Below are 25,501 nucleotides of genomic sequence, written 5' to 3'. Positions count from 1 at the left end.
GCACACTGAAATAGCGATATCTCGCTTTGATATTAGCATCTCGTTGTGTAAAGGCTGTTTTTTAGTGTGGTTTGGGAAACTGAGTCAACAAGTGATCGGCAAGCTCAAACTCAAACGCTTCTATTGCATCGATAAGTTGCTGTTTTTGCTCGTCTGTCCACATATCACAGTGTTTCGCGTCTTTGATTAAGTTTACGGCGCCTACGTCGTAGTTTTTTACTAATGATACTAAGGTTTCGTATAGCGCTTCCGCTTCATCACATTTGCCCTCTGGTTCGGTTGGGCGTACTTTCTCCCATTGACCATACTGCTTTTTTAACGTGTGAATGTACTCTTTGCAGGCATCCAAATCATGAATGGCATTGATGTCGCGATTTTTGATGCGGCTTTCCAATACCGCTGCCATTTTAGATAGCTCAAATACGCCCAAGTTCGCAGCACTTCCTTTCAGCGTATGCGCGAGTCTCTCGGCCAGCTCCCAGTGTTCTTTTTCAATTGCATCTTTAAAACTAGGGTATTCATTAATTTGCAATTGTATAAACCGTTTTAGTATTGAGTAGTAGTTTTTTTCATCGCCACCTATGTTGTCTATGGCTTGCGCTAGATTGATTCCGTTTATTGTGAGAGTCTTGTTTTCACTATGCTTTGTGTTTGTGAGTGTTTCTGATTGGTCACCAGCACCGCCTAAATACTGCTCTAGTATTTGGTACAGTGTATCTATGTTTATTGGTTTAGCTATGTGACCGTTCATCCCAGAATCAAGGCACTGTTCGATATCTTGTTTCATTGCATTCGCAGTCATCGCTATAATTGGAATACTCTGCCATTTTTTATTGGATCTTATTAAATTGGTTGCTGTTAGCCCATCCATTATTGGCATTTGCATATCCATCAATACAAGATCTACAGGGTTTTGTTCAAGGTAGTTAAGTGCTGCCTCCCCATTGTTTGTTATCTTAATTTTGGCTTGGGTTGGCTGAAGCAGGCCTAGCGCAACTTCCTGATTAATTTCGTTATCTTCGACAATCAATAGTGTTTTATTACGCAATATAGGAGGCTTGTGATGAGAGGAGCAAGTGGGTCTAACTGCATGTTCAATACCAAAACTATCCATGATTGCATCTAGGAGATTCGATGGATTAACGGGTTTGATGATCAATCCATCCACTAGCTTTTCTTGTCTGTCTGAAGAGGCTTCTCTTCCATATGCGGTGACCAAAAACCTCTTAACGTCATCGTCGAGCTTTTTGTTCTTTGCCGCCTGAAAAAATTCAAGACCATTCATACCAGGCATGTTCCAATCGACAAACCACATATCAAAGTGTTTCTTTTCAATCTCATCCATTGCTTCATAGGCATTACTGACAGAAGTGACTTGAAAATGCATGGCATTGAGTAGCGATAACATGATGCTTCTTGCGGAATCATTGTCGTCAACAACCAGTACTTTTTTACCTTCCAAATGACTTACGGGTCCGTAGATGTCTCGCATTTTTGCTTCCTGAAGTCCAAAGGTAGCGGTAAAGCTGAAATCGCTTCCTGAGTCTAGAGTGCTTTCTACACAAATTTTACCTCCCATCTGTTCTACGAGTTGTTGGCTGATACTTAACCCCAGTCCAGTGCCACCAAATTTTCGTGTTATCCCGCCATCTGCCTGAGAGAAAGGGTTAAATAGTTCGGGGATTCGCTCTTTTTTGATACCAATACCAGTGTCTACAACTTTGAACTGAATAGTGACACTGTTTCTGGTTAATGAATCGACAGCGGCGGAAACAACGACCTCGCCTCGCTCGGTAAACTTAATGGCATTTCCACATAAGTTGATTAGTACTTGTCCTAGACGCAGAGGGTCTCCTATTAGGTTATTGGGTACTTTCGGATCGATATCTAGAAGAAACTCAATTCCCTTTTCTTGTGCTTTAAAAGAAACAACGTGAACTAGATTTTCGAACACTTCATCTATGTTAAAGTCGATAGATTCAACAGTTAGTTTTCCAGCTTCTATTTTCGAAAAGTCCAAAATGTCATTAATGATCCCCAACAGGTTTTTGGCAGATTCGTTAATTCGATTGAGGTACTTACGTTGAGATTGATCGAGTTTGGTGTTGAGTGCCAAATGAGCCATACCAAGAATGGCATTCATTGGTGTTCTTATTTCGTGGCTCATGTTAGCCAAAAACTCTCCTTTGGCTAGACTCATGCGTCGGCGGTTTCCTTCGCTTGCCGCAGCTCTGACTCCATTTGCTTGCGCTCTGTCATATCCAATAAGATCCCAACAATACCGCCAAATTCCCCTTGGACATTGTTGAATGAAGCTTCAAACACCAGTATTTCTCTTGGCTGTTTTTGAGCATCTTCCAATGTCAGTTCATAGGTTTTTGAAGTTCGCTCTTTAATGAGTGCCTTATGGGTTTCAGAAATGAGTTTAATTACGTCTTTAGAATGGAACAGCTCTTTTGGACTTTTACCGATAATTTGCTCTTCGGGCAATCCGACGAGTTCAATGAACTTAGCATTGATAGTTAGAAACTGATCTTTTGGAGATAAACAGTACATGGGGTTTGGGGTCGCGTTTAAGATCTCTTGATTGAGCTGCGATTGCTCCAGTACTTTTTGCTCGGCTTGTCTTTGAAACTCTATGTTTTGAGTTAACTGAACACTGACTGCTAAGTCGTCCAAAATTTGTACTAACCACTGATATTGTGTTTCTGACAGGTTTTTTGACGTTGCGAGTTCTAATAGTCCGATTGGTTTGTCATTAACGCAAAGCGGAAAAAAGTAAATTTCATTTAATTTAAGTAAGCCATGACCTACTTTCGCGGTGTATTTATCGCCGAGTGACTTCATACTATAGGGCTTACCTGACAATAATACACTCATCTGTGTAGTAGTGGTGTCGGTTATATTTGTAGGGTTTTCAGCATCGTTGCCCGAACCACCGACGCGAACGAGTTTGTTGTCTTGATAGAGATAAAGGCTGACTTGATGGATGGGAAACCGACGAAGTAAAAATTGTCCGACCTCATGGCCTAATTCTGTGATGGACTGGCTTGTGCGCAAAATGATATTGAAGTCTTTCACCAGTGTATTTTGGTTCAGTTGCAACGAGATATGATGAAATACCGTGTTTAAACTTTGAATAAACTGTTGCAGTTCGGCGTAGGCTTTATGTTTGATGGTAAAATCGAAATCCTTGTTCTTTACTTGTTCTACTACGGTGTTTTGGAGGAGGGTGAGGGGTTTGATGTAAAGTCGCCACAACAAAACAAACGAGAGGATGATGCTGAATATTAATACCGCCCCCAAACCACTATATATGTTTGTCTGTTGCCGCGATTTTTCTTTTGCTCTTTCAATGTTTGATAGGATTCGAGTAAGGATAGACTGATGAGCCGAACCAATCGCTTTCATAATTTTTGATTTTTCAGAGAAGTATTCTTCGCCATACAAAAGTGACTGGGCTAGCGTCATTTCAGTTTTTAGTGCGTTTTTATCACTTCCAAGATGACGGGGTTTATCACGTTTTATCGCTTCGAACGCTGCTCGTTCAAGTTTAACGAGTTCGTTACTTAGCATGAGTGCGTTTTTTAGGTCTAGATACTCAGTACTGCTGATTCCCGATTCACGAATTTTATCTAACAGGGATATGCTCTCGCTCACTTCGCGGTCAAAATGAGATTGTGTGGAAATTAGGTCCCAGTATTCGTAATCACTGTGTTGGGGTGTTTCTACTCTTCCTTCTCTGACATCCAAAACGTGATCAAAGAGTCGTTTCCAGTATTCGTTTCCAGTTACCGCATAGGCTCTAGCAAACTTTGAGAGATGATCTGAACTCTGCTTCAGTTCTTGAGACAGTCGATAAAACGCATATAGGTCAGTCTGATACTGCTCTACTTCTTGTCGTAGTTCGGAAAGTCGCTGGGTAACGACTAGCATGCTGGTGGCGCAAACCCCCATTATTAAAAAGAGCCCGAAAAAGAGCGAACGTATGGTGTAGGTAGGCATCCGTAACTTCCTCTGAACAGAGTACTTTTATAAAAATAAACTACTATCTAAAGTAAAGTGTAGAAGAAAACCGATCGATTTCGTGAGGATGGCTCATGCCTCTTGAAGATTTAAGTGATTGTACGGTACTAATCGTTGATGACTCGACAGATAGTCTAGCTCTGATGGCTCAGGGTTTGGGCGATTTGTATCACGTCAAAGCAGCAAAAACAGGTGAATTGGCTTTTCATATTTTAAAAAAATTCCCTGTTGATCTCATCCTGCTTGATGTTGTGATGCCTGAACTTTCAGGTTACGACGTTATTCGCCAGCTTAAAAGCGACTTGAGGTACAACGATATACCCGTTGTATTTCTAACTGGGAAAAGCTTACTTGCAGATGAAAAGTTAGGTTTTGAACTTGGCGCGATCGATATATTCATAAACCCGTTAGCATACCTTTGCTGAGAGCGAGAGTAAAAACGCATCTACAAAATAAACGCTCTAAAGACTTACTCTTAAACCAGAATGTAAGGCTTGAACGTGAAGTGGTAAAACGCTCTCATGATGTCGATAAAATGCAGGACGCTGTGGTTTTTGCTCTGGCCAGTCTCGCCGAGACTAGGGACCCAGAAACAGGCAACCACCTAATCAGAACTCAACACTATGTCAAAGTGTTGGCAGAGCAACTAGCGAAGGAAGCCGACTATCAAGCTTATTTGTCACCCAAGATGATTGATACCTTTTTTAAAGCGGCCCCTTTACATGACATTGGTAAGGTAGGCATCGTTGATTCTATCTTGTTAAAACCGGGGTCACTCACGAAGGATGAGTTCCAGATCATGAAAAGCCACCCAGTATTAGGGCTGCATGCTCTTGAAAAAGCAGAGCAACTTTCTGGTGCGCACAATGATTTGATTACGGTTGCAAAGGAAATTGCTTATGGCCACCATGAAAAATGGGATGGCAGTGGTTACCCAAATGGACTGAGTGGCTCAGATATCCCTCTTAGTGCAAGGTTGATGGCTTTAGCTGACGTGTATGACGCATTGAGATGCAGAAGGGTATATAAAGAGCCTATGAGTCATTTTGAAGCCAAAGCAATTATCATGGATGGAAACGGAACGCATTTTGACCCCAAGGTCATTGAGGCGTTTCTAAGTCAGGAAGACTTGTTCATTAAGATTGCTGATGAGTTCAAAGATTGAAAGCAATTTACTCCCTTTCTAACGATAGCTACCGCTTAGATAGCGGGAGCTATTTACACTCTCACGCGGCAAAAAACCAGCAATGGGCTAGCAACCCTACTAGCCCATCGATTCAATTACTGACCATTGGCGGTTGTGACCAAGTAGTTAAGCGAGTCGTTCTGATCTTCTACTTTTGCGGTCACAAGGCTGATACCTTCTTTGGTCTCCTGAGAAGATTCTACCGAAGAGGATAGGGTATCCATAAGTGTAGAAATAGCACTGGCAGAATTATTAATGCTTGCATTAGACTTTTGAACTTGGCTCGTGATTCGATCTGCCGCTTGGCTTGAAGTACTCGCCAAAGTTCTCACTTCATCCGCCACTATGGCAAAACCGCGCCCTTGTTCACCAGCCCTTGCGGCTTCGATGGCAGCATTAAGGGCAAGCAAGTTAGTTTTATCGGCAATGTCTTGGATATTAACCAGCTCAAGGTCTATCGAGTCACTGACTTGTTTCACCTCTTTTAGCACGGCTTCAACTTTAGCGAGCAGTTCGACACCTTGTTGAGCGACTTTTTCTGCTTCTACCGACTTTTGAGAGATCTCTTCTAAGCTGTTGTGAATCTCTTTAGCATTGGAGTTCACCTCGCCAATTTTGCTCGTAATTAGGGAGATAAGATCAGACTGATTATTACGCGCCTCTTCTATCTCTATTTCTTGAGTTTTTACATCGTGTACATCAATCAAGGATCCTGCCACTCGCACACCTTGTCCCGAAGCGTCGCGCTTTGTACCACCGACGGCTCGAAACCAGCGCCAGCCTTTGGTCTTGTGTTTGAGTCGATAAACCACATCGTAAGGTGTACTTCCACTTGTGTCCGATACGTGCTCGACAAACTTGGCTGTCGTTTGGTCTCGGTCCTCTGGGTGGAGAAGCCCATACCAACTGTCCATGACATCGGGAAAGTCAGATTCTGAATGGTATCCGAGTAAGCGACGAAACTCTGGCGACCAATACCATCTGCTGTTCGCGTCTGTAGCGTCACCATTAATGATTTCGCAATCCCATAAGCCGACACCGGCGTGATTTTGATACAGGCTGAGTTGGGCCTCGCTATTTTGGTGTAAACCGATTCGGGTGTTTAGATCGCCAAGTTTTTGGTGAATGGAAACAATTGATGGGCGTAGCTTTTGGGGATTGAACTAACCTCAATTTCTTCATTGTTATGGATCTGCTCTAAAGCGATCTCTAGTTTTTCTGTTGTGCGGAACATAAGCCTTCCTATTTCGAGTTTTAGCCAACTAGTTTTTGTATTTAATCTTTTATATCTAACTAAAAAGCTTAGACAGCTCTGTTTTTAACAGCAAGAAAATGAGTCTTATTTCATATGACTGAAATACAAGATAGCAACGATCAGTATTGTTACTAGTACCAGCTAGTGGTTTTCGTTGTCTAATACTCACTCTCGTCTATTGATCTTAAGATAAAAGTGAAGATGCTATTGATTTATGTCGGTTTGTGATCAATTATAATTGTAGTGTTTTCACATTTGGGGTAGGTAGATGAAAATCACCAATAAAAAGGCAAAAGTCCGGAAGAAAATTATCCAAGCCGCTGTAGAGCTAATGTCAGACAAGGGATATCAAAAGGTGTCCATGCGCATGATTGCCAAAGCCGCGGAAGTTGGTGATGCAACCATTTACAACTACTTCACCAATAAAGACAAAATCTTAGTTGGTTATTTTGAGCAAGTTTTTGATGAAACGTTGAGTGAAGTCGAACAGATAGATGAGTTTGAGCACTTCTCTTTGCAAGAGAAAGTACAATGTCTGCTAGAGACCAACTTGACAATCTTACTTGCGCATAGAGAGTTTGTTGAAGAAGCCGTCGAAATTGCCTTTATGACGCCTTCGCTACGCTCAAAAGCGATTTCGGGGTTCAGGCAGAAAACCATTGATACGTTTTCTGAGTATTTAGATCACGCAGTTCAAAAAGATGAAATCGAGCCACAAGCAGGAAGTGGTTTTATTGAAACACTTTTTTGGGACTACTACTTGGGCGTAGTCATCTACTGGTTAAAAGACGATTCGGAAGACTTTACCCAAACCACTCAACTCATTGATTTAAGTACCGCTTTGATTGTAACTGTTATGGAAAGCGGAGTGATTAACCGAGCTGGTGATATGCTCACTTTCTTATTCCGCCATCACATGTTCTCAGGTTTCGATTATATGACAAGGGCCCTGACCTCAGTTCGAAAAATCAGTAGGAGATAGGTATGGCTGATATTCCGGTTACCAAGCTAGCACGCAGTGGTGTGATCGCCAAAACCTTGGTTAAAGCGAGCGGGAAAAGCTTAAAAAAGAAACTGAGCGGTCGCCACAATCAAGTGTTAGATGGAGAGATGGGACAACTGATCTTTGAAGCGCTCTCCAAATTAAAAGGTGCAGGTTTGAAAGTGGCGCAAATGTTGAGCAACGAGCACGCCTATCTACCGCCGGATTTTAGAAAGCAGCTAGCAAAGTCTTGTTATCAAGCGCCGGGGATCAATCGAGCGCTGGTAAGAAAGATAATCATCAGTCAGCTAGGGGACAAGCCAGAGAAAGTGTTTGACCGTTTTGATAGCCAACCCTTTGCCGCTGCAAGCCTTGGACAAGTGCATAAAGCGATAAGTAAAGATGGCGAGGAACTAGCGGTCAAGATTCAATACCCGGGCATCGCTCAGACGATAGAAAGCGATCTTGGCATCCTAAAGCAACTGCTAAAAGTTGTTCCTAAGCAATACGAAATTGCTGATACCCTTCCTGAAATTGAATCCCGCTTGCTAGAAGAAGTGGATTACGTTCACGAAATCAAATCTTGCCAATATTTCGATAAGTTAGGTTTAACAGAGATTGGTGTTCAGCGCGTGTTACCTGAGCTTAGCTCCAAGACGGTATTGGTGTCAGAACTGGTCGAGGGAAAACACTTAGATAAATGGTTAGAAAGCAATCCATCCCAACAAGCTCGTAACCAAGTTTGTCAGTCACTGATCGATTTGTTTGTAGAGTCGCTAAAACAAGGCTACCACTTACACGCCGATCCGAACATAGGCAACTTTATCATTGACGATAACAACAAGGTGACACTGATTGATTTCGGCTGTGTTCAACCTGCTAATACCGAAGCTCAGCAGCGTTATCTATCAATGCTCAAGGCGTTTAGAGATAAAGACCTAGAAAAAATTCACCACTACTACAATCACTTCTATTTTCCTGAATCAAACGAATATTGGAGTACCACAACGGATGAGTTGTTTAGCCAGTTCGTGACTTGGAAATCGAGCTTGCTGCAGCAAGTAGGCTTCGACTTTTCGGAGCACGATGAGTACATAGTGCAAGGAATGGAGCTGGCCTATAAAGCTTTCCACGGAGAAAAAGTGCCATTCCGCATAGATCAAAACATCCTCTTTATTGAAAGAGTGCTGTTTGGCTATTTGCAAATATGTCAGACGGCAAAGGCTAAAGTGACGTTTAATTTGGAGGAAAAACTATGACAATAATCAACGGGTGGTGGTTTGTTGCGGGCTTACTTTGTACTTTTACCGCTTTTGTTCACTTGCTTGCAGGGCAAAAAACAATTGTTGAACCTTTTTTAGAAGTGTCGATGGACAAAGGTGTAAAGGGTGTTTTGTTTGCCTGTTGGCACATGGTAAGCATCACGCTGTTTGTCTACGCATTGGCATTGTTATGGGCTGGCTTTGAACCGTTGAATCTAACGCTTATTGGCTTGATTTCAGTCCAGTTTGTACTTTCTGCTCTCACTTTTGTGGCCGTTTGCCGATATTTGTTCCCTCATAAACATTGGTTTGTTTTACCACAATCCATATTGCTAATGCCGATTGGTGTATTGGGGCTAATAGGTTGTCTAGTTTGATTTAACGCCATGCTAAGGAGTGGTTTATGAATGTGTTTAAATGGGTGTGCTTGCTTACCGCGCTACTGTTTGCCTATTTGTTCTCACTGTTATTGTTCTCTCCAGACGCTTTCTTGGCCGATGTAGGGTTAGAAAGCACACTTGAGGCTAACTTTATTGCCAAGAGAACATCAATTTTTATGTTGGGAATGGGGTTACTCTGTCTCTCTGGTATAGGTATCAAAGACAGCTATGGAAAAAGCAGTTTGTCCATGATTATGGTTATTGTCATGCTAGGTTTGGCAATTCTAGGTTTTTACGAGTGGAATAGAGGTGTCGTCAATGAGGGTATCTTTGTAGCTGTAGTAACAGAACTTGTATTGCTGTCGCCTATTTGGGGCTTTTTGTGAAGAACCAAACCATTTGGGTGAGAAAGACCGTCTAAACCCCATAGCCAATGAGAAGGTAACTTGCACTCCACACCGCAGAACACTTCATAGCTTTCCTATGCGTTCCTACTTTCGCTTACAACAGGAAAATATCGTTTTGCGGCCTTGTTCTCACACTTTTCAGGTTATTAATGATGTGATTAATAACATTTCAATAATTAAAGAATGATTAATCCAAGTGTGTAACAAATTTTCAACTTTAACACGAATATCCCCGCGATCTACCCCTTTAGGGTAGTTTATATCTGTAATTGATTTACATCATAAACTCTTTTTCTTTCACAATTAACAATTGGCTCAGATAAGAACCTAACCCTTAGGAAGTATTATGAGCAAGTTGAAGCTGGTCGTTATTGGTAACGGTATGGTAGGACACCGTTACATTGAAGACCTAGTTGAAAAAACAGATGTCTCTCAATATGAGATTACTGTTTTTTGTGAAGAACCAAGAGTCGCCTACGACCGCGTCCACCTCTCCTCTTACTTTTCCCATCACACTGCCGACGAACTGTCACTAGTAAAAGAAGGTTTCTACCAGAAGCATGACATCAATATGCTCATTGGTGAGCGCGCAATCAATGTGAATCGAGAAAAGCACACGGTTTATTCAAGCTCTGGTCGCGAAATTCAATACGACAAACTGATCATGGCGACTGGCTCATATCCTTTTGTTCCTCCTATTAAGGGCCGAGAAAGCAAAGACTGCTTTGTATACAGAACCATTGAAGACCTCAAAGCGATTGAAGCTAGCGCCAAGAAGAGCAAAATAGGTGTGGTTATCGGTGGTGGTCTATTAGGCCTAGAAGCGGCAGGTGCACTAAAAGCTCTGGGTGTGGAAACTCATGTGGTTGAGTTTGCACCAAAACTAATGGCAGAACAGCTTGACCAAGCCGGCGGTAATCAACTCCGCGAAAAAATAGAAAGCATGGGTGTACGAGTTCACACCAGTAAAAACACACTTGAGATTGCACCAGAGGGTACAAATGCACGCAATGTCATGCGTTTCGCAGATGGAACTGAACTAGAGACGGACTTTATTGTTTTCTCTGCTGGTATTCGCCCACAAGACAAACTGGCTCGTCAAATGGAGCTAGAAGTTGCCCCTCGCGGTGGTATTGCGATCAATAATCACTGCCAAACTTCAGACCAAGACATTTACGCGATTGGTGAATGTGCGTCATGGAATGAAACCTTCTATGGGTTGGTAGCGCCAGGCTATAAAATGGCAACCGTTGCGTCGATCACTTGTTGGGTAATGACAGCCAATTTGAAGGCGCGGACATGTCTGCAAAGCTCAAATTGCTCGGCGTTAAAGTGGGCTCGATTGGCGATGCAAACGGGCGCACTCCAGGTTGCAAAAACTACGTTTATCAAAATCAAGAACTGGAAGTATACAAACGCTTAATTGTCTCTCAAGACAACAAAAAACTGCTTGGCGCAGTGATGGTTGGCGATACTTCTGACTATGGTGATCTTCTTCAGCTAATGCTGAATGAAATCGATTTACCTGAACATCCCGATGCATTGATTCTTCCGGCCCACGCAGGCGCTGAAAAACCAACGTTAGGAGCCGATTCTTTGCCAGAAAGTGCAGTAGTCTGCTCTTGCTTTGATGTGACCAAAGGAAAAATTGCAGAAGCAGTTGCGCAAGGTCACCACACTATTGGTGATATTAAAGCGGTTACTGGCGCTGGGACAGGTTGTGGTGGTTGTATTCCACTGGTGACATCAGTACTCAATGCAGAGCTTGCAAAAGCAGGCGTTGAAGTGAAAAACGATGTGTGTGACCACTTCCCGTACTCCCGTCAGGAGTTGTTCCACCTGATCCGTATTGAAGAGATCAAAACGTTCGAAGAACTGCTAGACAAGTATGGTTCAGGATATGGTTGTGAGGTGTGTAAACCTCTGGTCGGTTCTATACTCGCTTCTTGCTGGGGTGAGCATATCCTTAAGCCGCAGTTGGTTAAGCTGCATGACACCAACGACAACTTCTTGGGTAACATTCAAAAAGACGGTACTTACTCAGTAATTCCTAGAATGCCGGGTGGCGAAGTCACACCTCAAGCTCTAAAAGTACTTGCTGAAGTTGCAGATGAATACAAGCTATACACTAAGGTGACGGGCGCTCAACGCATCGGTTTGTTTGGTGCGCAAAAAGACGATTTACCCGCGATTTGGAAAAAATTGATCGCAGTGGGGTACGAAACAGGTCAGGCCTATGCCAAAGCACTTCGCATGGCAAAAACGTGTGTCGGCTCGACTTGGTGTCGCTATGGCGTACAAGATTCGGTAGGGCTAGGTGTCCTGATGGAGAATCGTTACAAAGGCATTCGAACGCCTCATAAAATGAAGTTTGGTGTGTCGGGTTGTACTCGCGAATGTGCAGAAGCTCAGGGCAAAGATTTAGGTATTATTGCGACTGATGCGGGCTGGAATATGTACGTATGTGGTAATGGTGGTATGAAACCTCGCCATGCCGATTTACTAGCAAGCGATCTAGACCAAGAAACGCTAATCAAATATATCGACCGCTTTATGATGTTCTACATTCGCACGGCTGCGCCACTGCAACGCACGTCAGTTTGGATGGAAAACATGGAAGGTGGCGTGGACTACTTAAGAGAAGTGATTGTCGAAGACAAGCTTGGAATCAATGACCAGCTAGAAGCAGATGTTGCTAAGTTAGTAGAAGAGTTCCAATGTGAATGGACTGAGACGGTTAACGACGAAAGTCAGCACAAGCGCTTCTCTCACTTTATTAACTCTAATGAGCGCGATGACAACGTTCAGTTCGTCAATGAACGCGCGCAACACCGTCCGGCGAAGTTTTCTGAAAAACACCCAGAAGCCAAGGGTGACATCCTTCATGTTGAGTTAGTGTAGAGAGGAACTGAGCAATGACATTTAACACAATCTGTAATATCGACGACATCATCCCGGGTACTGGCGTATGTGCTCTGCTAGAAGGCGAGCAAGTAGCGGTTTTTCGACCAAACAAAGAAGAGTCGGTATTTGCTATCAGCAACATGGACCCCTTCTATCAATCGAACGTGTTATCGAGAGGCTTGATCGTCGAACACCAAGATGAGTTATGGGTAGCAAGCCCGCTCAAAAAGCAAAGATTCAATTTGAAGACAGGTGTCTGTTTGGAAGACGAGCAGTTTAGCATCAAGGCGTATCAAACTAGAGTGATCTCTGGCGAGGTTCAGATCTCAGCGTAAGAGATTGAATAGCTTAAAGGCTTGCTGTCTGTATAGGCAGCGAACCTTTCACTATTCGATTTCAACTTTTTAATTTCCACTTTTGAATAGGGACACATTTATGTCTGCATTAAAGCCTGTAGAGTTCGTTCAAACCATGATTGACATCGGTGAAGCGAAAACGAAAACCAGCACACGCGATTTGCTTTTGCGCGGTACAATGGCAGGGATCATCCTTTCGTTGGCTGTTGTTGTGGCCATCACTACTATCGTTCAAACCGGTATCGGTATCGTGGGCGCACTGGTGTTCCCAGTTGGTTTTGTCATTCTAAGCCTAATGGGTTACGACCTAGTAACTGGTGTTTTTGGTCTGGCTCCGCTAGCCAAATTTGAAAACCGTCCGGGTATTACTTGGGGTCGAATTTTCCGCTGTTGGGGACTTGTCGGTTTGGGTAACTTAATCGGTTCGTTAATTGTGGCATTTCTTGTAGCAGTTTCGTTAACCAACAACTTTTCTATCGAACCCAATGCAGTTGTAAACAAGTTTATTGCCGTGACCACAGCCCGCACTGTCGGCTTTGAAAACCTTGGTATGGATGGATGGATCACCTGTTTCGTACGCGGTATTTTCTGTAACTTAATGGTGTGTTTAGCGGTGATTGGCAATATGACCTCAAAAAGTGTATCGGGCAAAGTTGCCGCGATGTGGTTGCCAATCTTTATCTTCTTCGCCCTAGTGTTTGAACATACAGTTGTGAACATGTTCCTGTTCCCACTTGGTATGATTTTAGGTGCTGACTTTGGCCTAGCGACATATTTAAACTACAACCTTGTACCAACCATTTTGGGTAACATTGTTGGTGGTTTGGTGTTCACTTGCATTCCTCTATACCTCACTCACGTAAAAACAGCGCCTTCTATTGATGTAGAAGAAGAAATTGACGCGCAGCCTGTGTTATCTAAGTAAGCAGTTTATCGCCCCATTGCTATCGATGGGGCTCTTCTCTTGGCTATAACAAGTCAGTTTTAGAAAGAATGACTCGTTATATCTAATTTACACTTCATAGGCGTTGTTATGAGCACTCAAGATCTCTCGCAAAATAGGCTCGGTTTTGTTTCTTTGGTAGGGGCTGGCCCCGGCGACCCTGACCTATTAACTGTCAAAGGGCATCGAGTGATACAACAAGCCGAAGTAGTGGTTTACGACCGTTTGGTTTCTGAAGAAATCCTAGCCTTAGCCGCAAAAGATGCCGAGATGATCTACGTTGGTAAGAAACTCGACTATCACTGCGTTCCCCAAGACCAAATCAACCAGCTCTTAGTAGAAAAGGCCAAACAAGGAAAAAATGTCGTGCGCTTAAAGGGTGGCGATTCGTTTATTTTTGGTCGAGGAGGGGAAGAGCTTGAAGAACTTGCCGATAACGGAATTCGTTTTGAAGTGGTTCCCGGTATAACGGCTGCAGCAGGCGCAACCGCTTATGCGGGCATTCCATTGACGCATAGAGATCACGCGCAAAGTGTACAGTTTATTACAGGACACGTGCAAAAAGACGGCCGTGAAATTGAGTGGCGCGCTCTGGCGCAATCAAACAACACTTTGGTTTTTTATATGGGTTTGAAACAGAGCGGTTATATCCGAGACAGACTGTTAGAAACAGGTTTGGATGAAAACATGTCTTGCGCCATTATCGAAAATGGCACGCGTAAAGAGCAGAGAGTGTTTACAGGCCCACTCAAAGATTTGGCGGCTATGGCAAAAGACGCCGTAAGTCCTTCACTCATTGTTGTCGGCAATGTCACCTCTTTACACGACAAACTGAAGTGGTTTTAACGTGAAAAAGCCTCCTATATTCCCTCATTATGGGGGAGAGAGAAATATAAGAGGCTTAAAGTAATACCGCTGTTAGATTAAGCGACCTGAGATTCGGCCTCTTGTTTTACTTCGGGTTTCTTGGGTCTGGCAGGTAAAATCGCAGCATTTAACGTTTTACCCATTTCACTTTGCCAAGGTTCACTGGCATTTGCTTGACGATTTTCGACGATCTTTCCACTGTCGAGTACGATGACGCGCTGACAGAAAAGGTCAACTAACCTCAAGTCATGAGTGACCAGTAGGAAGGAAGTACCAGACTCTTTTTGAATCGATTTCAACAAGGCGATCATTTGCTGTTGCAAGACTAGATCTAAGCTTGATAAAGACTCATCCAGCGCGATTAACTTAGGTTTTGCCGCTAATGCTCTGGCGATACCGACACGTTGCAGTTGTCCACCACTAAGCTGTCCAGCTTTTCGATTGAGCACCTTTTCATCCAATCCCACTTGCTTAAGTAGTAAAGTCGCTTCGTCGAGAATTTGTGTCTTTGAAAGTTTTCTCAAATAGCGAAGGGGTTCGGAGAGTATTTGAAGGATGCTCTGCCTTGGGTTAACCGCAGCAATGGCATCTTGAAACACCAGTTGCACGTTGCCGTGATAATCCACCCAGTCCTCGTCTTTAAAATCGCGCAAGGATTTGCCTTGCCAAATGATATCTCCGCTGGTTGGCGTTTCTAAGCCAAGCATAAGTCGACAAAGAGTACTTTTACCACTGCCGCTTGCGCCTACTAAAGCGACGGATTCACCTTCAGAAATTGTCAGGTTGATATCGCTAAGAACTTGCTTGAGCTTTTGCTTTCGCAACATGCCTTGGCCGCCATAAACCATTTGCAAATTGTTTACTGAAATAAAATCAGCCATTAGTCGCCTCCTTATAGAGTGACAGATGTGCATCGAGCAAAGATTGAGTGACAGGGTGCTGAGGATCGCTAAAGATAGAGTGAACGTCACCGCGCTCAACAATTCGCCCTTCAGACATGACAGCAACTTCGTCTGCTAGACGTGCCACAACGCCAAAGTCGTGAGTAACTAAAAGCACGCCCAAGTTTCTTTCTTTACTGATGGCTTCAATACGCGAGAGAATATGAGATTGCACCACTAAATCAAGATCCGTAGTGGGTTCGTCTGCGACTAGGAAGGGGGCGCCAGTGACAAGTGCAAGAGCGATCATCATGCGCTGAAGCATACCGCCACTCATCTGAAACGGATAGTAATCCAGCAAATCATCGCACTCTTCAAGGCCTGCGTCTTCCATTGCCTTAATTAGATCGGCGCGCTTGTACTCCTTCCCACTGGCTAACATGGTTTCTAAACCGTGCTTTTGCATGGTTTGCAGTGGATTAAATGCACTGGATGGATTTTGCATAATACAGCTAACGGTCTTACCGCGAAGGGCTTTTGCCTCAATTGGTTCGCCATTGAGCAACATTTCACCTTTGGCTTTTAAACCTGCTGGAAGCAGATCAAAAATCGAAGAGCAGGTGACAGATTTACCACTACCACTGGCACCGACAAGAGCCAGAGTTTTTCCCGCTTCTACTGTGAGATTGATATCGCTAACCAAAATCTGTTCGCGAACAGAAACTTCTAGATTTTTAATGTCGAGTCTCATTAGTTGTGCTCCAGATTAGGGTCAAGTTTGTCGCGAAGAGCATCGCCGAGAAGGTTAAATGCCATAACACTGATTAAGATGGCTAACCCCGGCCAAATGACAAGCATTGGGTTGGTCCAGATAAATTGGCGGGCGTCATTGATCATTACTCCCCATTCTGGTGTTGGCGATTCAACCCCTAAACCTAGGAAACTCAGACCGGAAACGTGCAGCATAACGTGGCCGATATCCAGAGTGGCAAGTACCATCAGCTGTACTAAGATGTTGGGCAGAATGTGAACGCGAAATCTGACCGTTGCAGGGGCTCCGGCTAGTCGAGACGCTCGTAGATAATCACTATGTCTGATAGACAAGACTAAGCTGCGAGAAATACGCGCATACCATGCCCAGTGCGTGACTGCGATAGCGATGATGACGTTGGTCATACCCGTACCGAGTAAGGCCACCATAAAGAGCGCCAATACCACAGTAGGGAAGGTCATAAAGACGTCACAAGTACGCATTATCACTTGATCGACACGTCCACCGACAAAGCCCGCTAAGCCGCCCAATCCAACACCGATAACAAGCATTAAAGAGAGTGTGGCGAACACGGCTCCCAAGGATACTGACGTGGCACTCACTAAACGAGAGAACATATCGCGACCAAGGTGATCAGTGCCCAACCAATGCTCGGCACTCATCCCTTGTAAGCGCTGGCTAAGGTCGATGGCGTTAGGGTCATAGGGACTAATCCAAGGAGAAAACAGCGCGACAGCAATAAGGATAATTAGAAAAAATCCACCAATAAGTGCGCTAATTGAGTAACGGTTGATTATTGACATTCTGCGGCCTCCAGTCGAATACGAGGATCAAGCCATGCATAAAGAATATCGATCACCAAGTTACACAGGATAAAAATTGTCGTCATCATAAGTGTGAAACATTGAATAATAGGGTAGTCGTTGTTACTGATTGCTGTGATGGCGTAACGACCGACACCCGGCCAACTAAAGATGCTTTCAACAACCAGCGAACCGCCGATAAGTTCGCCAATGTGCATACCAGCAGCGGTAACAATAGGAAGTAGACTGTTGCGCAAAACGTGGTTGCGTTCCACTTTACGGGCTTTGATACCCCGTATTAACGCATATCGCACATGTCGTTGCCCCTGAACTTCTAACATGCTCGCTCTTAATAAACGGGCATTGATACACAGCGACATAAAGGCGATGGCCACTGCGGGTAAAAGCATGTGGCTAAGTCCGCCGTAGCCCATAGGTGGTAACCATTGCAGGTGAATTGAAAACAGGAGCACCAGTAGGAAACCAAGCCAAAAGTTGGGAATAGAAACACCAATAAACGCCAATCCGCGAATGGTAAAGTCGGGCCACTTATCTCTGTATCGAGCAGCCCAAATGGCCAAAGGAATCGAAAGAACCAAAGTGATCAATAGCGCGAACGAGGCGAGTTTTAACGTCGCAGGTAAGTAATACATGAGATCGTCAATGACGGGGCGGCCAGTCATATACGAGTTGCCAAAATCCATTTGGACGGCACTAGTAAACCAGTCAGTGTATTGCTGCCATAACGGCTTATCTAGTCCTAAGTATTGCTCTGCTTCGGCAATAGAAGCGTCAGTTAGTGGAATGTTGCTGGCGCGCAGATAAGCTAGCGCTGGCTCAGCTCCACTTAGACGGAGAAAGAGAAATATGATCAAAGACACCGCCCAAAGTAAAGGTATTACTAAGAGTAGGCGGCGTACTATAAAGCTTAACATATTGGATCCTGAGCCGGCTCATAGAGCCGGCATCGTTGATTTTTGCTTATTTGCCCATCTGTTCGAAAGGAATATCGAAAACGGTAGCACCCATAGTTACTTTGCCTAGTTTCTCTGACGATACGCCAGTGATGCGCAAGTAAGTAACAGGCAGGTAAACCGCTTCTTCATGAAGAGTAGTCAGTACCTTTTTGTACAGGGCGTGACGTTTTTCTTCATTAGTGCTTACCAAGATGGCGTCGATAGTCTTATCGATTTCTGCTTTAGTTGGTAGACCAGCCTGAGCCATGTAATCCGCATGAGATGGACGACGCATTCCGCTCATAAACGTATGCGGATCATATGGTGCACCCCAAGTGTTGTTGAAGATCAGGTCAAACTCACCGCCTTTTTGACGCTTGTAGAAGCGGCTGCGCTCTTCAGCGACAAGCTTAAGCTCAACACCAATTTTCTTCAGGTTAGCCTGAAGTACTTCGGCAATGGCTTTTTGGTTCGCATCATGGCCGTGATAAACCAGTTCTACCGTTAACGACTTACCGCTTTTTGCGCGGTAACCATTATCTTGAACCTGCCAACCCGCTTGCTCCAAAATGGTTGCCGCTAGCTGTGGGTCATATTGATAAGGTTTAAGGTCAATATCGGCGTAAGGAACGTTCTTAGCGAACAAAGTATCCGCTGGTGTTTCTGTGCCGTAGAAAATGCCTTTTGAGATCGCCGCGCGGTCAAGAGCGTGGTTGATCGCAACGCGAACCGCTTTTTCTTGAGTCGCATTACGCGCCGAGTTCATGGCGATAAGACGAGTAGAGATAGGGTCAGACAGAGAAGTGTGAAGATTCTTTTGCAGAGTAAAACGCTCGAAAGTATCCGGTGAAATCTGACCTTCTAAACCGTAAATGATGTTGATCATGCCGCTTTCAAAGGCAAGAGCACGCGCGTTAGGATCGGCAATCACAGCGACTTCAACCGTCTCGGATTTTGGTTTTTCACCCCAGTAGTAAGGGTTGCGTTCAAAGACGTCTTTTACACCAAGAACCGACTCTTTTAGCATCCAAGGACCAGTACCGATAGGCGCTTTGATACCTTGTCCAGTGTGTCCTTCTTCAGGCATTGCCGACGGCGCCATAAAGCGAACAGGACGAACTAAACTCAGTTCTTGCAGAGCAGGGTAGTAAGCGCTTTTTAGCTTGAGGTCGACCGTGTGCTCATCGATAACCGTGATGGTTTCCATCTGGTTAACAAACTCTAACCAACGGTGCTTATTAATGTTTTTAAGTAACTGTTCAAAGTTGGCTTTTACTGCAGCAGCGTTAAAGTCTTCACCATTTGAGAACTTAACACCCTTGCGGATGTGGAAGCGGTAGCGTGTACCTTCGTCCAGTATTTCCCAAGATTCGGCTAGCCAAGGTCTTAGTGTTCCCCCTTTTTCATAGCGAACAAGCGGTTCATAAACCATAGCTTGAGCGTACATCTGGTTTGGAGAAGTTTGATGCGGGTTGAGTGGCCCCGCGTTAGCACTCCAAGAAAAATTAATCTGAGCTTGAGCAGCAGAAGCGGTAACACCAAAAATCACTGCTAATGCTATTGTTTTTAGAATTTTCATTTTATATCCGTCGAAAAGTTATAACGTTCCAATTGATAATAAATATCATTTAAACAGTGACATAGTCAACAGAATGCATTGAGGGTGGGAGTAATATCTCGATAAGTCTTGTTACAAATGGATACAGAGTGGTGGCGATGTGACCAGAATAATATTCCCTAATAATCAGTAAATTAAGTTTATATAACGTTGAAGTAAGCCGCCGGCTATGTGATCCTTGTCAGCTTGGTGAACTGATGTTGGTTTATCGAAGTATTGAGAAGGGAATCGCTATGTCGTTAGAGTTTTTACTAATGTTCACCTTTACCGTGTTCATTATTTCAATTATCCCGGGGCCAAACATGATTTTGGCACTCACGCACGGGATGTTTTTTGGGGTAAAACGCACACTTGCATCAGCAATGGGCAATACGGTGGTAACCTTAGTTCAAGCTTCGATATCCGTTATTGGTTTGGGGGCCGTACTGGTTGCATCTGAGACTTTGTTCGCAGCTGTAAAGTGGGCCGGTGCTGCATATCTGTTTTATTTAGGGATTACCTTTTTGCTCTCTAAGCAAACACTGGCTGATGCGAACGCGGTAGCCCAAAACAGAGAGCAAACCTCGCTCAAACGTATGTTTATGCAGTCAGCACTTATTGCCGCGGGTAACCCAAAAGCCATTATCTTCTTTACCGCCGTGATGCCCCAATTTATGGATCCAACGCAAAACGTCTATGCGCAGTCTATCGCATTGACGTTGATCTGTGGATTGTCGGCGTTTAGTAGCTTCATGCTATACGCGGTCGGTGGCCAGAAGCTGGTAGGACTGTTTTCTAAGGCGCGTTGGTCAAAAGCGTTTAATCGCGTAATTGGTACCACTTTTATTGGCTCTGGTGTGGCATTAGCCATCAGTAGCCGTTAAGCCAGCTCGGATTTGATTTGCCTTTTTACGTCCTGCGCTGATACTTTAAAGTGACGTGAAAAGGCCCTTGAAAACGCCGCTTCTGAACGATAACCAGAACTCTGGGCAACCTGATAGACTTTGTGCCCCGCTTGGAGTTTTGACCACGCCAATTGCATCCGCCACCAAGTAAGATATTCCATTGGCGTCCAGCCACTTAGCTGTTTAAATAAATTGGCAAACCTCGTACGCGACATTGCAGCGAAAGAGGCCATGGATTCAACAGTCCAACTGGCTTCTGGGGTATTGTGGACTTCGGTGAGGACTTGGTTAATGCCTTGATGTTTATAAAGTGCGAGTAAACCTATTTGCTCAGATTTAGCTTCTAGTTCTTGTCGCAACGCGTAGATAAACACAAGTTCTGATAGGCGATTAAGGATAACGTCTGTGCCAAAGCTCGTTTGGGTGTTTTCGCTCAGCAACATAGATTGTATCGCTTCTACCCACTGATGGTTGCTCTCGCTCCTGACGACAAACACTTTAGGCAGAGCATTGAGGATCATCTTACTGCCAACATGGCTAAAGTTGACGTTGGCACAGAGAAGACCAGTATCGGAGGCAGGTACCTGAGGACAAGCGTAAAGCTGGTGTTCCACTTCCGCGGTAAAGATCACTAGATCACCATACTCAAGGGTGGTATTTATCTCATCCCCTACCGAAAGGTGGCAACAGCCATGTGTGATCATATGGAACCCACATCGACCGTTACCTAGCTTGTGCACGTTCCAATCACCACTGAGTCGAGAGTTATTGTAAACACTGGCTTCGAGGTTAAAATGTTGCATTAGTGTTGAGAAGGCGTCCATATTTGTACGATCGGGCATGTTTTAAGTACTCATAGTTATTTATCGTACGAAAATATTCAGTTAGTGTATAGATAGTTATTCAAACCGCTTCAATGTGAATCACTTGTAGGTGTGATCATGTTGAGCTTTACACTTAGTCACAACATGGGAAACCAATATGGACTCGGGGAACTCGTATATACGGTCGTTTATCTCTAACTTATCCATATCGATAGCTAAACGTTCACTTAAGGTGGCGCTGGTGGTAGGTACAATACTGATGTTCATCAACCACGGTGATGCGATATTGGCAGCAGAACTAGATGCAACAAGAATAAGCAAGATACTTTTGACGTATATGGTGCCTTTCTGTGTGTCAACTTTTGCTGGTGTTACTGCCAAAATGGAATCTAATTGCTAAGAGACGATTATGTTAAAACTGTTTAAACCAAGTATCGCTGATGATCAGGTGATTATTTCAAAAGAGCGTCTAGCTCAGTTAGAAGAAGTAGAGCGCAGGTATCAAACACTACTTGCAGATAATCCAAAAGACCAAGCCAACACCATATACAACAATGCGAAGAACGTGCATTCGGCGTCATCAAGCCGCTTAGAAGCGATTTCGCATAGTTCACAGCTGATAGAAGATTTTATCAGTCAGTCTACCAGTATAGACGCGTTGTCCACTGAGTCTTTTGAAGCAGCAAAATCGACGGCAGAAACTGCCACCAACACAATTGCTAAGCTAAGAGAGCTTACAGACCAGATTCAAGGAAGTAAGCAGCAGATTGCTGAATTTACCGAACTTTTGGCGTCATTAGACAAGAATAATCACAATATTGGTCAGTTGGTTGATGCAATCAAGGGCATTGCAGAGCAGACCAACCTACTGGCACTTAATGCAGCAATCGAAGCGGCGCGTGCCGGAGAGCATGGCCGAGGCTTTGCAGTGGTAGCGGATGAAGTGAGAGTGCTTGCAACTACAGCAACGGATTCAGCAGATAAAATCACCAATGAAATCAATGGCATCATGGGAGTATCTGCTCAGATTCTCGATAAGCAAAAGGACATTGAAGAAGTGATCAACTTTGGTGCGGACATCGCCGTTGAAACTGCGGCCAATATGGAAGACTTAGTTGAGATGGCGGGTACCAGTCAGGCGTCTGTCGAGAATGTGATTCAAAGTGTTCAATCTCAGTTAAGTGATTCGAATCAAATTCAGAACAATATGGCTCAACTGGTAGAAGACACAAAAACGGCAGTTGCACTGTCTTCGGCGAACCATGAGTTAGCAAGAGAAATCACTGACAAGTTAGAAACCCTTCAATCAGTGAGTTAGTGCAACGGGCTAGATTAGCTGAAACTAACGGCTAATCTAGCTGAAATAATACCCAACCATGACGCCAGGTGCGAAAATAATAAAGATATAAAGTAAAATAAGTGCTCTGCTTTGTGGCTTTTTATTGTCCATGAATTTGAAATACTTCTTATATTAACTCCACTTAGAATTATTCTAAATTTTCTATAGTTTTCTGTCTATATTTTGCTGTTCGTTTGATTGTTATTTAACCGGAATAATTGTTTCGTTATATTTTTATTGTATGGACTCAATAATAATTCTTATTTATATTTTTGTGTGAGTGTTTCTTAGCACGCAGTGTTCCTTGTGGCCTAGTTTTACCTGTCGATATCTTGCAAACGGAATGTAAGTCTGGATATCTCAATAGGAAAATATTATCTGTCATATTTAATTCATAATTAGTTCATATTAAATAAAACTAACTTCGATTTCTAATAGGGAAGTTTATCGTCATATTTGATCTAGGTTAATAAAAAATGATGAGTTTTAATTGAGTAGACATACGCTTGTGATAATCTTGTTATTTCTTCTATTTGGTTATTTTCAAGTTAGGGCGATGAGATTAAGGAAACGAACCACTGGCAAGGTATCTCCAATGGTTCGAAACGCTGTATTCTACTGCTTGATGTATCCGCTGTTATAGTCATCAGTTGCGTCGATGGCTTGAGCTATATCAACGTATAGGCCATTAGGATCTTGAACGACAAAGTGGCGTTGCCCCCAATCCTCGTCTCTCAGTGTTAGTTGAATATTTAAATCATTTTTTGTGGCGTATTGATAAGCGAGCTTAGCGTCTTCCACGTCAATGCTATAGATAACACCGTCACCCGTATGTTTGGCCTGGAAAAAGTTGGGTTGCGTTGGTTGGTTAGGCAACATAAAAGCAATCTGAATACCACTCTGACTGGCGAGGTGCAGATACCATTCGTTTTCAAACACAGGTTGAAAACCAAAGTGCGTTTGATAGAAGGTTTTTGCATCCTTAAGATCTTCTATGATAAATACCTGAAAAACACTGTTTACTTGAATCATCGTCTGTCCTCCATTTTCGGATGTAGCAACAATGCGCCCCAAACGCGATTTTCACAGGCTTGGATTAAAACGAGTCGTTCAAGAAGACGAGCAATCTCGGCTGGCTCATGGGCAAAAATCACAATAGGGCCCTTTATTAAACAAGGTTAACAAAGGGCCCTGTCAGCTTGTGTCAGCAGTGCTAAGACTATATCGAATAAAAGAAGTAGAGCTGAGATTTCATGCGAATAATAATTCCGCGAATAACGTCGAGAAAAGAGAGAAAACCTACAGGTTTTTCTCCACTTACCCACGCTAAGCCGACTGAGCCCACGGGTATGTCATAGCCTTCGGGTTCGTTAATTTTTAGTCGCACAAAATGGTGTTTGTTCTGCAGGTTTTTTCCGGTTGTACTCCTAACAGATTGGTCGATGCCCAATAGGTTAGATTGCGCTTCACCGGTGGCTTCTACTATACCTTCTACTTGCGATGAGAAAATTTTTCCAGGATAAACTGAAGAAGCGAACTCAGCGGTTTGCCCTTCTTTCACGTTGCGTATTGCTTGGTGATTGACTCGCATAAGCACGTATTTCTCTTCGGTGTACATTTGCAATCTAGGCACCATAGATACGCGCTGACCCTCACGAAGTATAAAGTTTGTCACAAACCCATCCGCCGGAGCGTTAACTAACGTGCTGTCTAACTCCCACTGCGCCTTGGCAAGCTTTTGTTCAGCACTGCCAAATTCGGCTATTTTGCTCTCTACTAAGGTCTTCGAACGGCTTACGGCGAGCTGGGCCTTATCCGCTTCCAATCTTGCCGATTCGAGCTGAGATTCAAGGGTTGCTACTTGGTGCTTAGCATTAGCAACTGCCGTGGATTGCTTGTCTATGTCGCTTTCCGTAATCGTGTTCTTAACCACCGTGTTCTGCTTTTTGAAACGAGCGAGCATTTTTGTTTCATGGGCTAGGTTTGTTTTAGCGTTGGCTAACTTGGCTCGCAGAGTCACAATGTCTTGTAAACGCGTCGCGTGGGTAGACTCGGCAATAGAGACTTCTTCATTGGCGACCCGAATAGCGCTTTCGGCGGTGGCTAAAGCCGTACTCGCTTGTTGCAGTGCGATATCGTACTGAGTGGCATCTATACGATACATAGGTTGCCCTTTTACCACGCTTTGATTGGGCTGAATAAAGATTTCTTCTACTTTGCCTTTCACGTTTGGAGAATCGGGACGCACTTGGATATGAGGTGACTGCACAACAGAACCACCAGACATATCCATCGGCGTGAAGTTGATAAGTCCAACCCATACAAATAACAGCCAAGCCACTCCGCCTAAATAAGAGAATGCTTGTGTAAACTTGTTCCAAGGCATACCTACCAAGCGAAGAAGATAGATAAACAGTGCCCAAATCGCTAAACCTTCGATCATTGTGCTTTCTCCTCTTGGTTGCCGTGTTGAGATGGATTTGACTGAGGCGCGTGGCGCCATGTATCCCTTAAGTTGATGATCGCTTTATCTATGTCGACAAAAGCCAATATCACGGCGAGAACCCATACCCAATGCCACACAAAGCCGATCCAAGTGAGTGCTGTAATTAACCCCAATTGATGATGGTCGCGACTATGGGCCCTATTGATTGGCAACTCATGAACACGCCAGAAGCCAAAAGCAGCAGATGCGACCACCGCGATTAAAATTACAGTAGCGGCAATGTGTAAACCAGTGTCTGCGGCAGTGCCGACAAACGGGGTGCTTAATAAACTCATTTGGTTCTCCGAAGAAAATGCGAGGCATGTATTGTTTCGTGCAATTGAATTATTGGTAGCTTTATGACAGATTTA

The 25,501-nt window shown here is 43.9% G+C and carries 21 protein-coding genes and 3 pseudogenes; 12 read left to right on the top strand and 12 right to left on the bottom strand.

All coding sequences use genetic code 11. The features are described from left to right. Window positions 1-61: 61 nt before the first annotated feature. Window positions 62-4,005, bottom strand: a pseudogene (locus tag BLO31_RS22045) (PAS domain-containing hybrid sensor histidine kinase/response regulator). A 95-nt stretch (window positions 4,006-4,100) separates the two neighbouring features. Here BLO31_RS22045 and BLO31_RS22040 point away from each other — a divergent pair. Then, a pseudogene (locus BLO31_RS22040) lies at window positions 4,101-5,191 on the top strand (HD-GYP domain-containing protein). Between the two features lie 116 nt (window positions 5,192-5,307). Here BLO31_RS22040 and BLO31_RS24155 read toward each other — a convergent pair. Both BLO31_RS24155 and BLO31_RS24975 read right to left on the bottom strand, forming a co-directional pair. Next, window positions 5,308-6,225 carry a methyl-accepting chemotaxis protein gene (locus BLO31_RS24155; RefSeq protein ID WP_245688562.1) on the bottom strand — a complete coding sequence of 306 codons (918 nt, stop codon included), beginning with the start codon at window positions 6,223-6,225 and terminating at the stop codon, window positions 5,308-5,310. An 89-nt stretch (window positions 6,226-6,314) separates the two neighbouring features. Then, window positions 6,315-6,446, bottom strand: coding sequence for a hypothetical protein (locus tag BLO31_RS24975; protein ID WP_281182305.1), 132 nt, complete (start codon window positions 6,444-6,446; stop codon window positions 6,315-6,317). Between the two features lie 289 nt (window positions 6,447-6,735). Between BLO31_RS24975 and BLO31_RS22030 the strand changes: the two genes are divergently transcribed. From BLO31_RS22030 to cobA, 8 genes and pseudogenes are all read left to right on the top strand, one after another. Then, window positions 6,736-7,449, top strand: a complete 714-nt coding sequence (locus BLO31_RS22030; RefSeq protein WP_070972007.1) for a TetR/AcrR family transcriptional regulator — start codon at window positions 6,736-6,738, stop codon at window positions 7,447-7,449. A 2-nt stretch (window positions 7,450-7,451) separates the two neighbouring features. Continuing rightward, entirely contained in the window at window positions 7,452-8,708 is a 1,257-nt protein-coding gene (locus tag BLO31_RS22025; protein WP_070972005.1) for an ABC1 kinase family protein, read from the top strand. Further along, window positions 8,705-9,088 carry a hypothetical protein gene (locus BLO31_RS22020; RefSeq protein ID WP_245688553.1) on the top strand — a complete coding sequence of 128 codons (384 nt, stop codon included), beginning with the start codon at window positions 8,705-8,707 and terminating at the stop codon, window positions 9,086-9,088. The genes BLO31_RS22025 and BLO31_RS22020 overlap by 4 nt, the downstream gene beginning before the upstream one ends. A gap of 26 nt (window positions 9,089-9,114) precedes the next feature. After that, complete coding sequence (locus BLO31_RS22015; protein ID WP_070972003.1) at window positions 9,115-9,477, top strand: hypothetical protein; 363 nt, start codon at window positions 9,115-9,117, stop codon at window positions 9,475-9,477. 367 nt (window positions 9,478-9,844) lie between these two features. Further along, window positions 9,845-12,399: pseudogene (gene nirB, locus BLO31_RS22010) on the top strand (nitrite reductase large subunit NirB). 14 nt (window positions 12,400-12,413) lie between these two features. Next, window positions 12,414-12,737 carry a nitrite reductase small subunit NirD gene (gene nirD, locus BLO31_RS22005; protein WP_070972001.1) on the top strand — a complete coding sequence of 108 codons (324 nt, stop codon included), beginning with the start codon at window positions 12,414-12,416 and terminating at the stop codon, window positions 12,735-12,737. A 100-nt stretch (window positions 12,738-12,837) separates the two neighbouring features. Beyond that, entirely contained in the window at window positions 12,838-13,683 is an 846-nt protein-coding gene (locus BLO31_RS22000) for a formate/nitrite transporter family protein (protein ID WP_070971998.1), read from the top strand. A gap of 108 nt (window positions 13,684-13,791) precedes the next feature. Then, a complete protein-coding gene (cobA, locus tag BLO31_RS21995; protein ID WP_070971995.1) occupies window positions 13,792-14,547 on the top strand; it encodes a uroporphyrinogen-III C-methyltransferase in 756 nt (251 codons plus the stop codon). A gap of 77 nt (window positions 14,548-14,624) precedes the next feature. On the opposite strand, the gene BLO31_RS21990 is transcribed toward cobA, so the two are convergent. From BLO31_RS21990 to nikA, 5 genes are read right to left on the bottom strand one after another with little or no spacing between them, the layout of a single operon-like run. After that, window positions 14,625-15,449, bottom strand: a complete 825-nt coding sequence (locus BLO31_RS21990; RefSeq protein WP_084659991.1) for an ATP-binding cassette domain-containing protein — start codon at window positions 15,447-15,449, stop codon at window positions 14,625-14,627. Then, window positions 15,442-16,200, bottom strand: a complete 759-nt coding sequence (locus tag BLO31_RS21985) for an ATP-binding cassette domain-containing protein (protein WP_070971992.1) — start codon at window positions 16,198-16,200, stop codon at window positions 15,442-15,444. The genes BLO31_RS21990 and BLO31_RS21985 overlap by 8 nt, the downstream gene beginning before the upstream one ends. Continuing rightward, a complete protein-coding gene (gene nikC / locus BLO31_RS21980; RefSeq protein WP_070971989.1) occupies window positions 16,200-17,024 on the bottom strand; it encodes a nickel ABC transporter permease subunit NikC in 825 nt (274 codons plus the stop codon). Before nikC ends, BLO31_RS21985 begins: the two co-directional genes overlap by 1 nt. Beyond that, window positions 17,015-17,959 carry a nickel ABC transporter permease subunit NikB gene (nikB, locus tag BLO31_RS21975; RefSeq protein ID WP_070971986.1) on the bottom strand — a complete coding sequence of 315 codons (945 nt, stop codon included), beginning with the start codon at window positions 17,957-17,959 and terminating at the stop codon, window positions 17,015-17,017. Before nikB ends, nikC begins: the two co-directional genes overlap by 10 nt. A gap of 46 nt (window positions 17,960-18,005) precedes the next feature. Continuing rightward, the gene (gene nikA / locus BLO31_RS21970; RefSeq protein WP_070971983.1) at window positions 18,006-19,559 is read right to left on the bottom strand and encodes a nickel ABC transporter substrate-binding protein; all 1,554 of its coding nucleotides are present in this window, start codon (window positions 19,557-19,559) and stop codon (window positions 18,006-18,008) included. A gap of 272 nt (window positions 19,560-19,831) precedes the next feature. Between nikA and BLO31_RS21965 the strand changes: the two genes are divergently transcribed. Then, entirely contained in the window at window positions 19,832-20,461 is a 630-nt protein-coding gene (locus BLO31_RS21965; RefSeq protein WP_070972179.1) for a LysE family translocator, read from the top strand. On the opposite strand, the gene BLO31_RS21960 is transcribed toward BLO31_RS21965, so the two are convergent. Further along, window positions 20,458-21,324 (bottom strand): AraC family transcriptional regulator, encoded by an 867-nt coding sequence (locus BLO31_RS21960; RefSeq protein ID WP_070971980.1) that lies wholly within the window; start codon window positions 21,322-21,324, stop codon window positions 20,458-20,460. The two genes, BLO31_RS21965 and BLO31_RS21960, sit on opposite strands and share 4 nt — an antisense overlap. Before the next feature lie 139 nt (window positions 21,325-21,463). Here BLO31_RS21960 and nrtS point away from each other — a divergent pair, with 139 nt between their 5' ends. Next, window positions 21,464-21,706, top strand: a complete 243-nt coding sequence (gene nrtS / locus BLO31_RS23355; protein ID WP_084659990.1) for a nitrate/nitrite transporter NrtS — start codon at window positions 21,464-21,466, stop codon at window positions 21,704-21,706. Between the two features lie 9 nt (window positions 21,707-21,715). After that, a complete protein-coding gene (locus tag BLO31_RS21950; protein WP_070971975.1) occupies window positions 21,716-22,624 on the top strand; it encodes a methyl-accepting chemotaxis protein in 909 nt (302 codons plus the stop codon). Window positions 22,625-23,260: 636 nt separating this feature from the next. Here BLO31_RS21950 and BLO31_RS21945 read toward each other — a convergent pair. The 3 genes from BLO31_RS21945 to BLO31_RS21935 all read right to left on the bottom strand — a co-directional run bounded on the left by BLO31_RS21945 (window position 23,261) and on the right by BLO31_RS21935 (window position 25,426). Further along, on the bottom strand, window positions 23,261-23,677 hold the full coding sequence (locus tag BLO31_RS21945) for a VOC family protein (protein WP_070971972.1): 417 nt from the start codon (window positions 23,675-23,677) through the stop codon (window positions 23,261-23,263). A 187-nt stretch (window positions 23,678-23,864) separates the two neighbouring features. Further along, on the bottom strand, window positions 23,865-25,088 hold the full coding sequence (locus BLO31_RS21940; protein WP_070971969.1) for an HlyD family secretion protein: 1,224 nt from the start codon (window positions 25,086-25,088) through the stop codon (window positions 23,865-23,867). Next, window positions 25,085-25,426 (bottom strand): DUF3302 domain-containing protein, encoded by a 342-nt coding sequence (locus tag BLO31_RS21935; RefSeq protein WP_070971966.1) that lies wholly within the window; start codon window positions 25,424-25,426, stop codon window positions 25,085-25,087. Before BLO31_RS21935 ends, BLO31_RS21940 begins: the two co-directional genes overlap by 4 nt. Window positions 25,427-25,501 lie beyond the last annotated feature (75 nt).

The sequence above is a fragment of the Vibrio sonorensis genome (assembly GCF_001854765.1).
Classification (GTDB): Bacteria; Pseudomonadota; Gammaproteobacteria; order Enterobacterales; family Vibrionaceae; genus Vibrio; species Vibrio sonorensis.
Note: the sequence above shows the minus strand (reverse complement) of the source record. Positions and strands in the feature narration are given on the sequence as shown.

Coding starts and splice junctions, on each gene's coding strand:
- BLO31_RS24975 (WP_281182305.1), bottom strand. CDS start 6,446: ATGTTCCGCACAACAGAAAAACTAGAGATCGCTTTAGAGCAGATCCAT.
- BLO31_RS22030 (WP_070972007.1), top strand. CDS start 6,736: ATGAAAATCACCAATAAAAAGGCAAAAGTCCGGAAGAAAATTATCCAA.
- BLO31_RS22025 (WP_070972005.1), top strand. CDS start 7,452: ATGGCTGATATTCCGGTTACCAAGCTAGCACGCAGTGGTGTGATCGCC.
- BLO31_RS22020 (WP_245688553.1), top strand. CDS start 8,705: ATGACAATAATCAACGGGTGGTGGTTTGTTGCGGGCTTACTTTGTACT.
- BLO31_RS22015 (WP_070972003.1), top strand. CDS start 9,115: ATGAATGTGTTTAAATGGGTGTGCTTGCTTACCGCGCTACTGTTTGCC.
- nirD (WP_070972001.1), top strand. CDS start 12,414: ATGACATTTAACACAATCTGTAATATCGACGACATCATCCCGGGTACT.
- BLO31_RS22000 (WP_070971998.1), top strand. CDS start 12,838: ATGTCTGCATTAAAGCCTGTAGAGTTCGTTCAAACCATGATTGACATC.
- cobA (WP_070971995.1), top strand. CDS start 13,792: ATGAGCACTCAAGATCTCTCGCAAAATAGGCTCGGTTTTGTTTCTTTG.
- BLO31_RS21990 (WP_084659991.1), bottom strand. CDS start 15,449: ATGGCTGATTTTATTTCAGTAAACAATTTGCAAATGGTTTATGGCGGC.
- BLO31_RS21985 (WP_070971992.1), bottom strand. CDS start 16,200: ATGAGACTCGACATTAAAAATCTAGAAGTTTCTGTTCGCGAACAGATT.
- nikC (WP_070971989.1), bottom strand. CDS start 17,024: ATGTCAATAATCAACCGTTACTCAATTAGCGCACTTATTGGTGGATTT.
- nikB (WP_070971986.1), bottom strand. CDS start 17,959: ATGTTAAGCTTTATAGTACGCCGCCTACTCTTAGTAATACCTTTACTT.
- nikA (WP_070971983.1), bottom strand. CDS start 19,559: ATGAAAATTCTAAAAACAATAGCATTAGCAGTGATTTTTGGTGTTACC.
- BLO31_RS21965 (WP_070972179.1), top strand. CDS start 19,832: ATGTCGTTAGAGTTTTTACTAATGTTCACCTTTACCGTGTTCATTATT.
- BLO31_RS21960 (WP_070971980.1), bottom strand. CDS start 21,324: ATGCCCGATCGTACAAATATGGACGCCTTCTCAACACTAATGCAACAT.
- nrtS (WP_084659990.1), top strand. CDS start 21,464: ATGGACTCGGGGAACTCGTATATACGGTCGTTTATCTCTAACTTATCC.
- BLO31_RS21950 (WP_070971975.1), top strand. CDS start 21,716: ATGTTAAAACTGTTTAAACCAAGTATCGCTGATGATCAGGTGATTATT.
- BLO31_RS21945 (WP_070971972.1), bottom strand. CDS start 23,677: ATGATTCAAGTAAACAGTGTTTTTCAGGTATTTATCATAGAAGATCTT.
- BLO31_RS21940 (WP_070971969.1), bottom strand. CDS start 25,088: ATGATCGAAGGTTTAGCGATTTGGGCACTGTTTATCTATCTTCTTCGC.
- BLO31_RS21935 (WP_070971966.1), bottom strand. CDS start 25,426: ATGAGTTTATTAAGCACCCCGTTTGTCGGCACTGCCGCAGACACTGGT.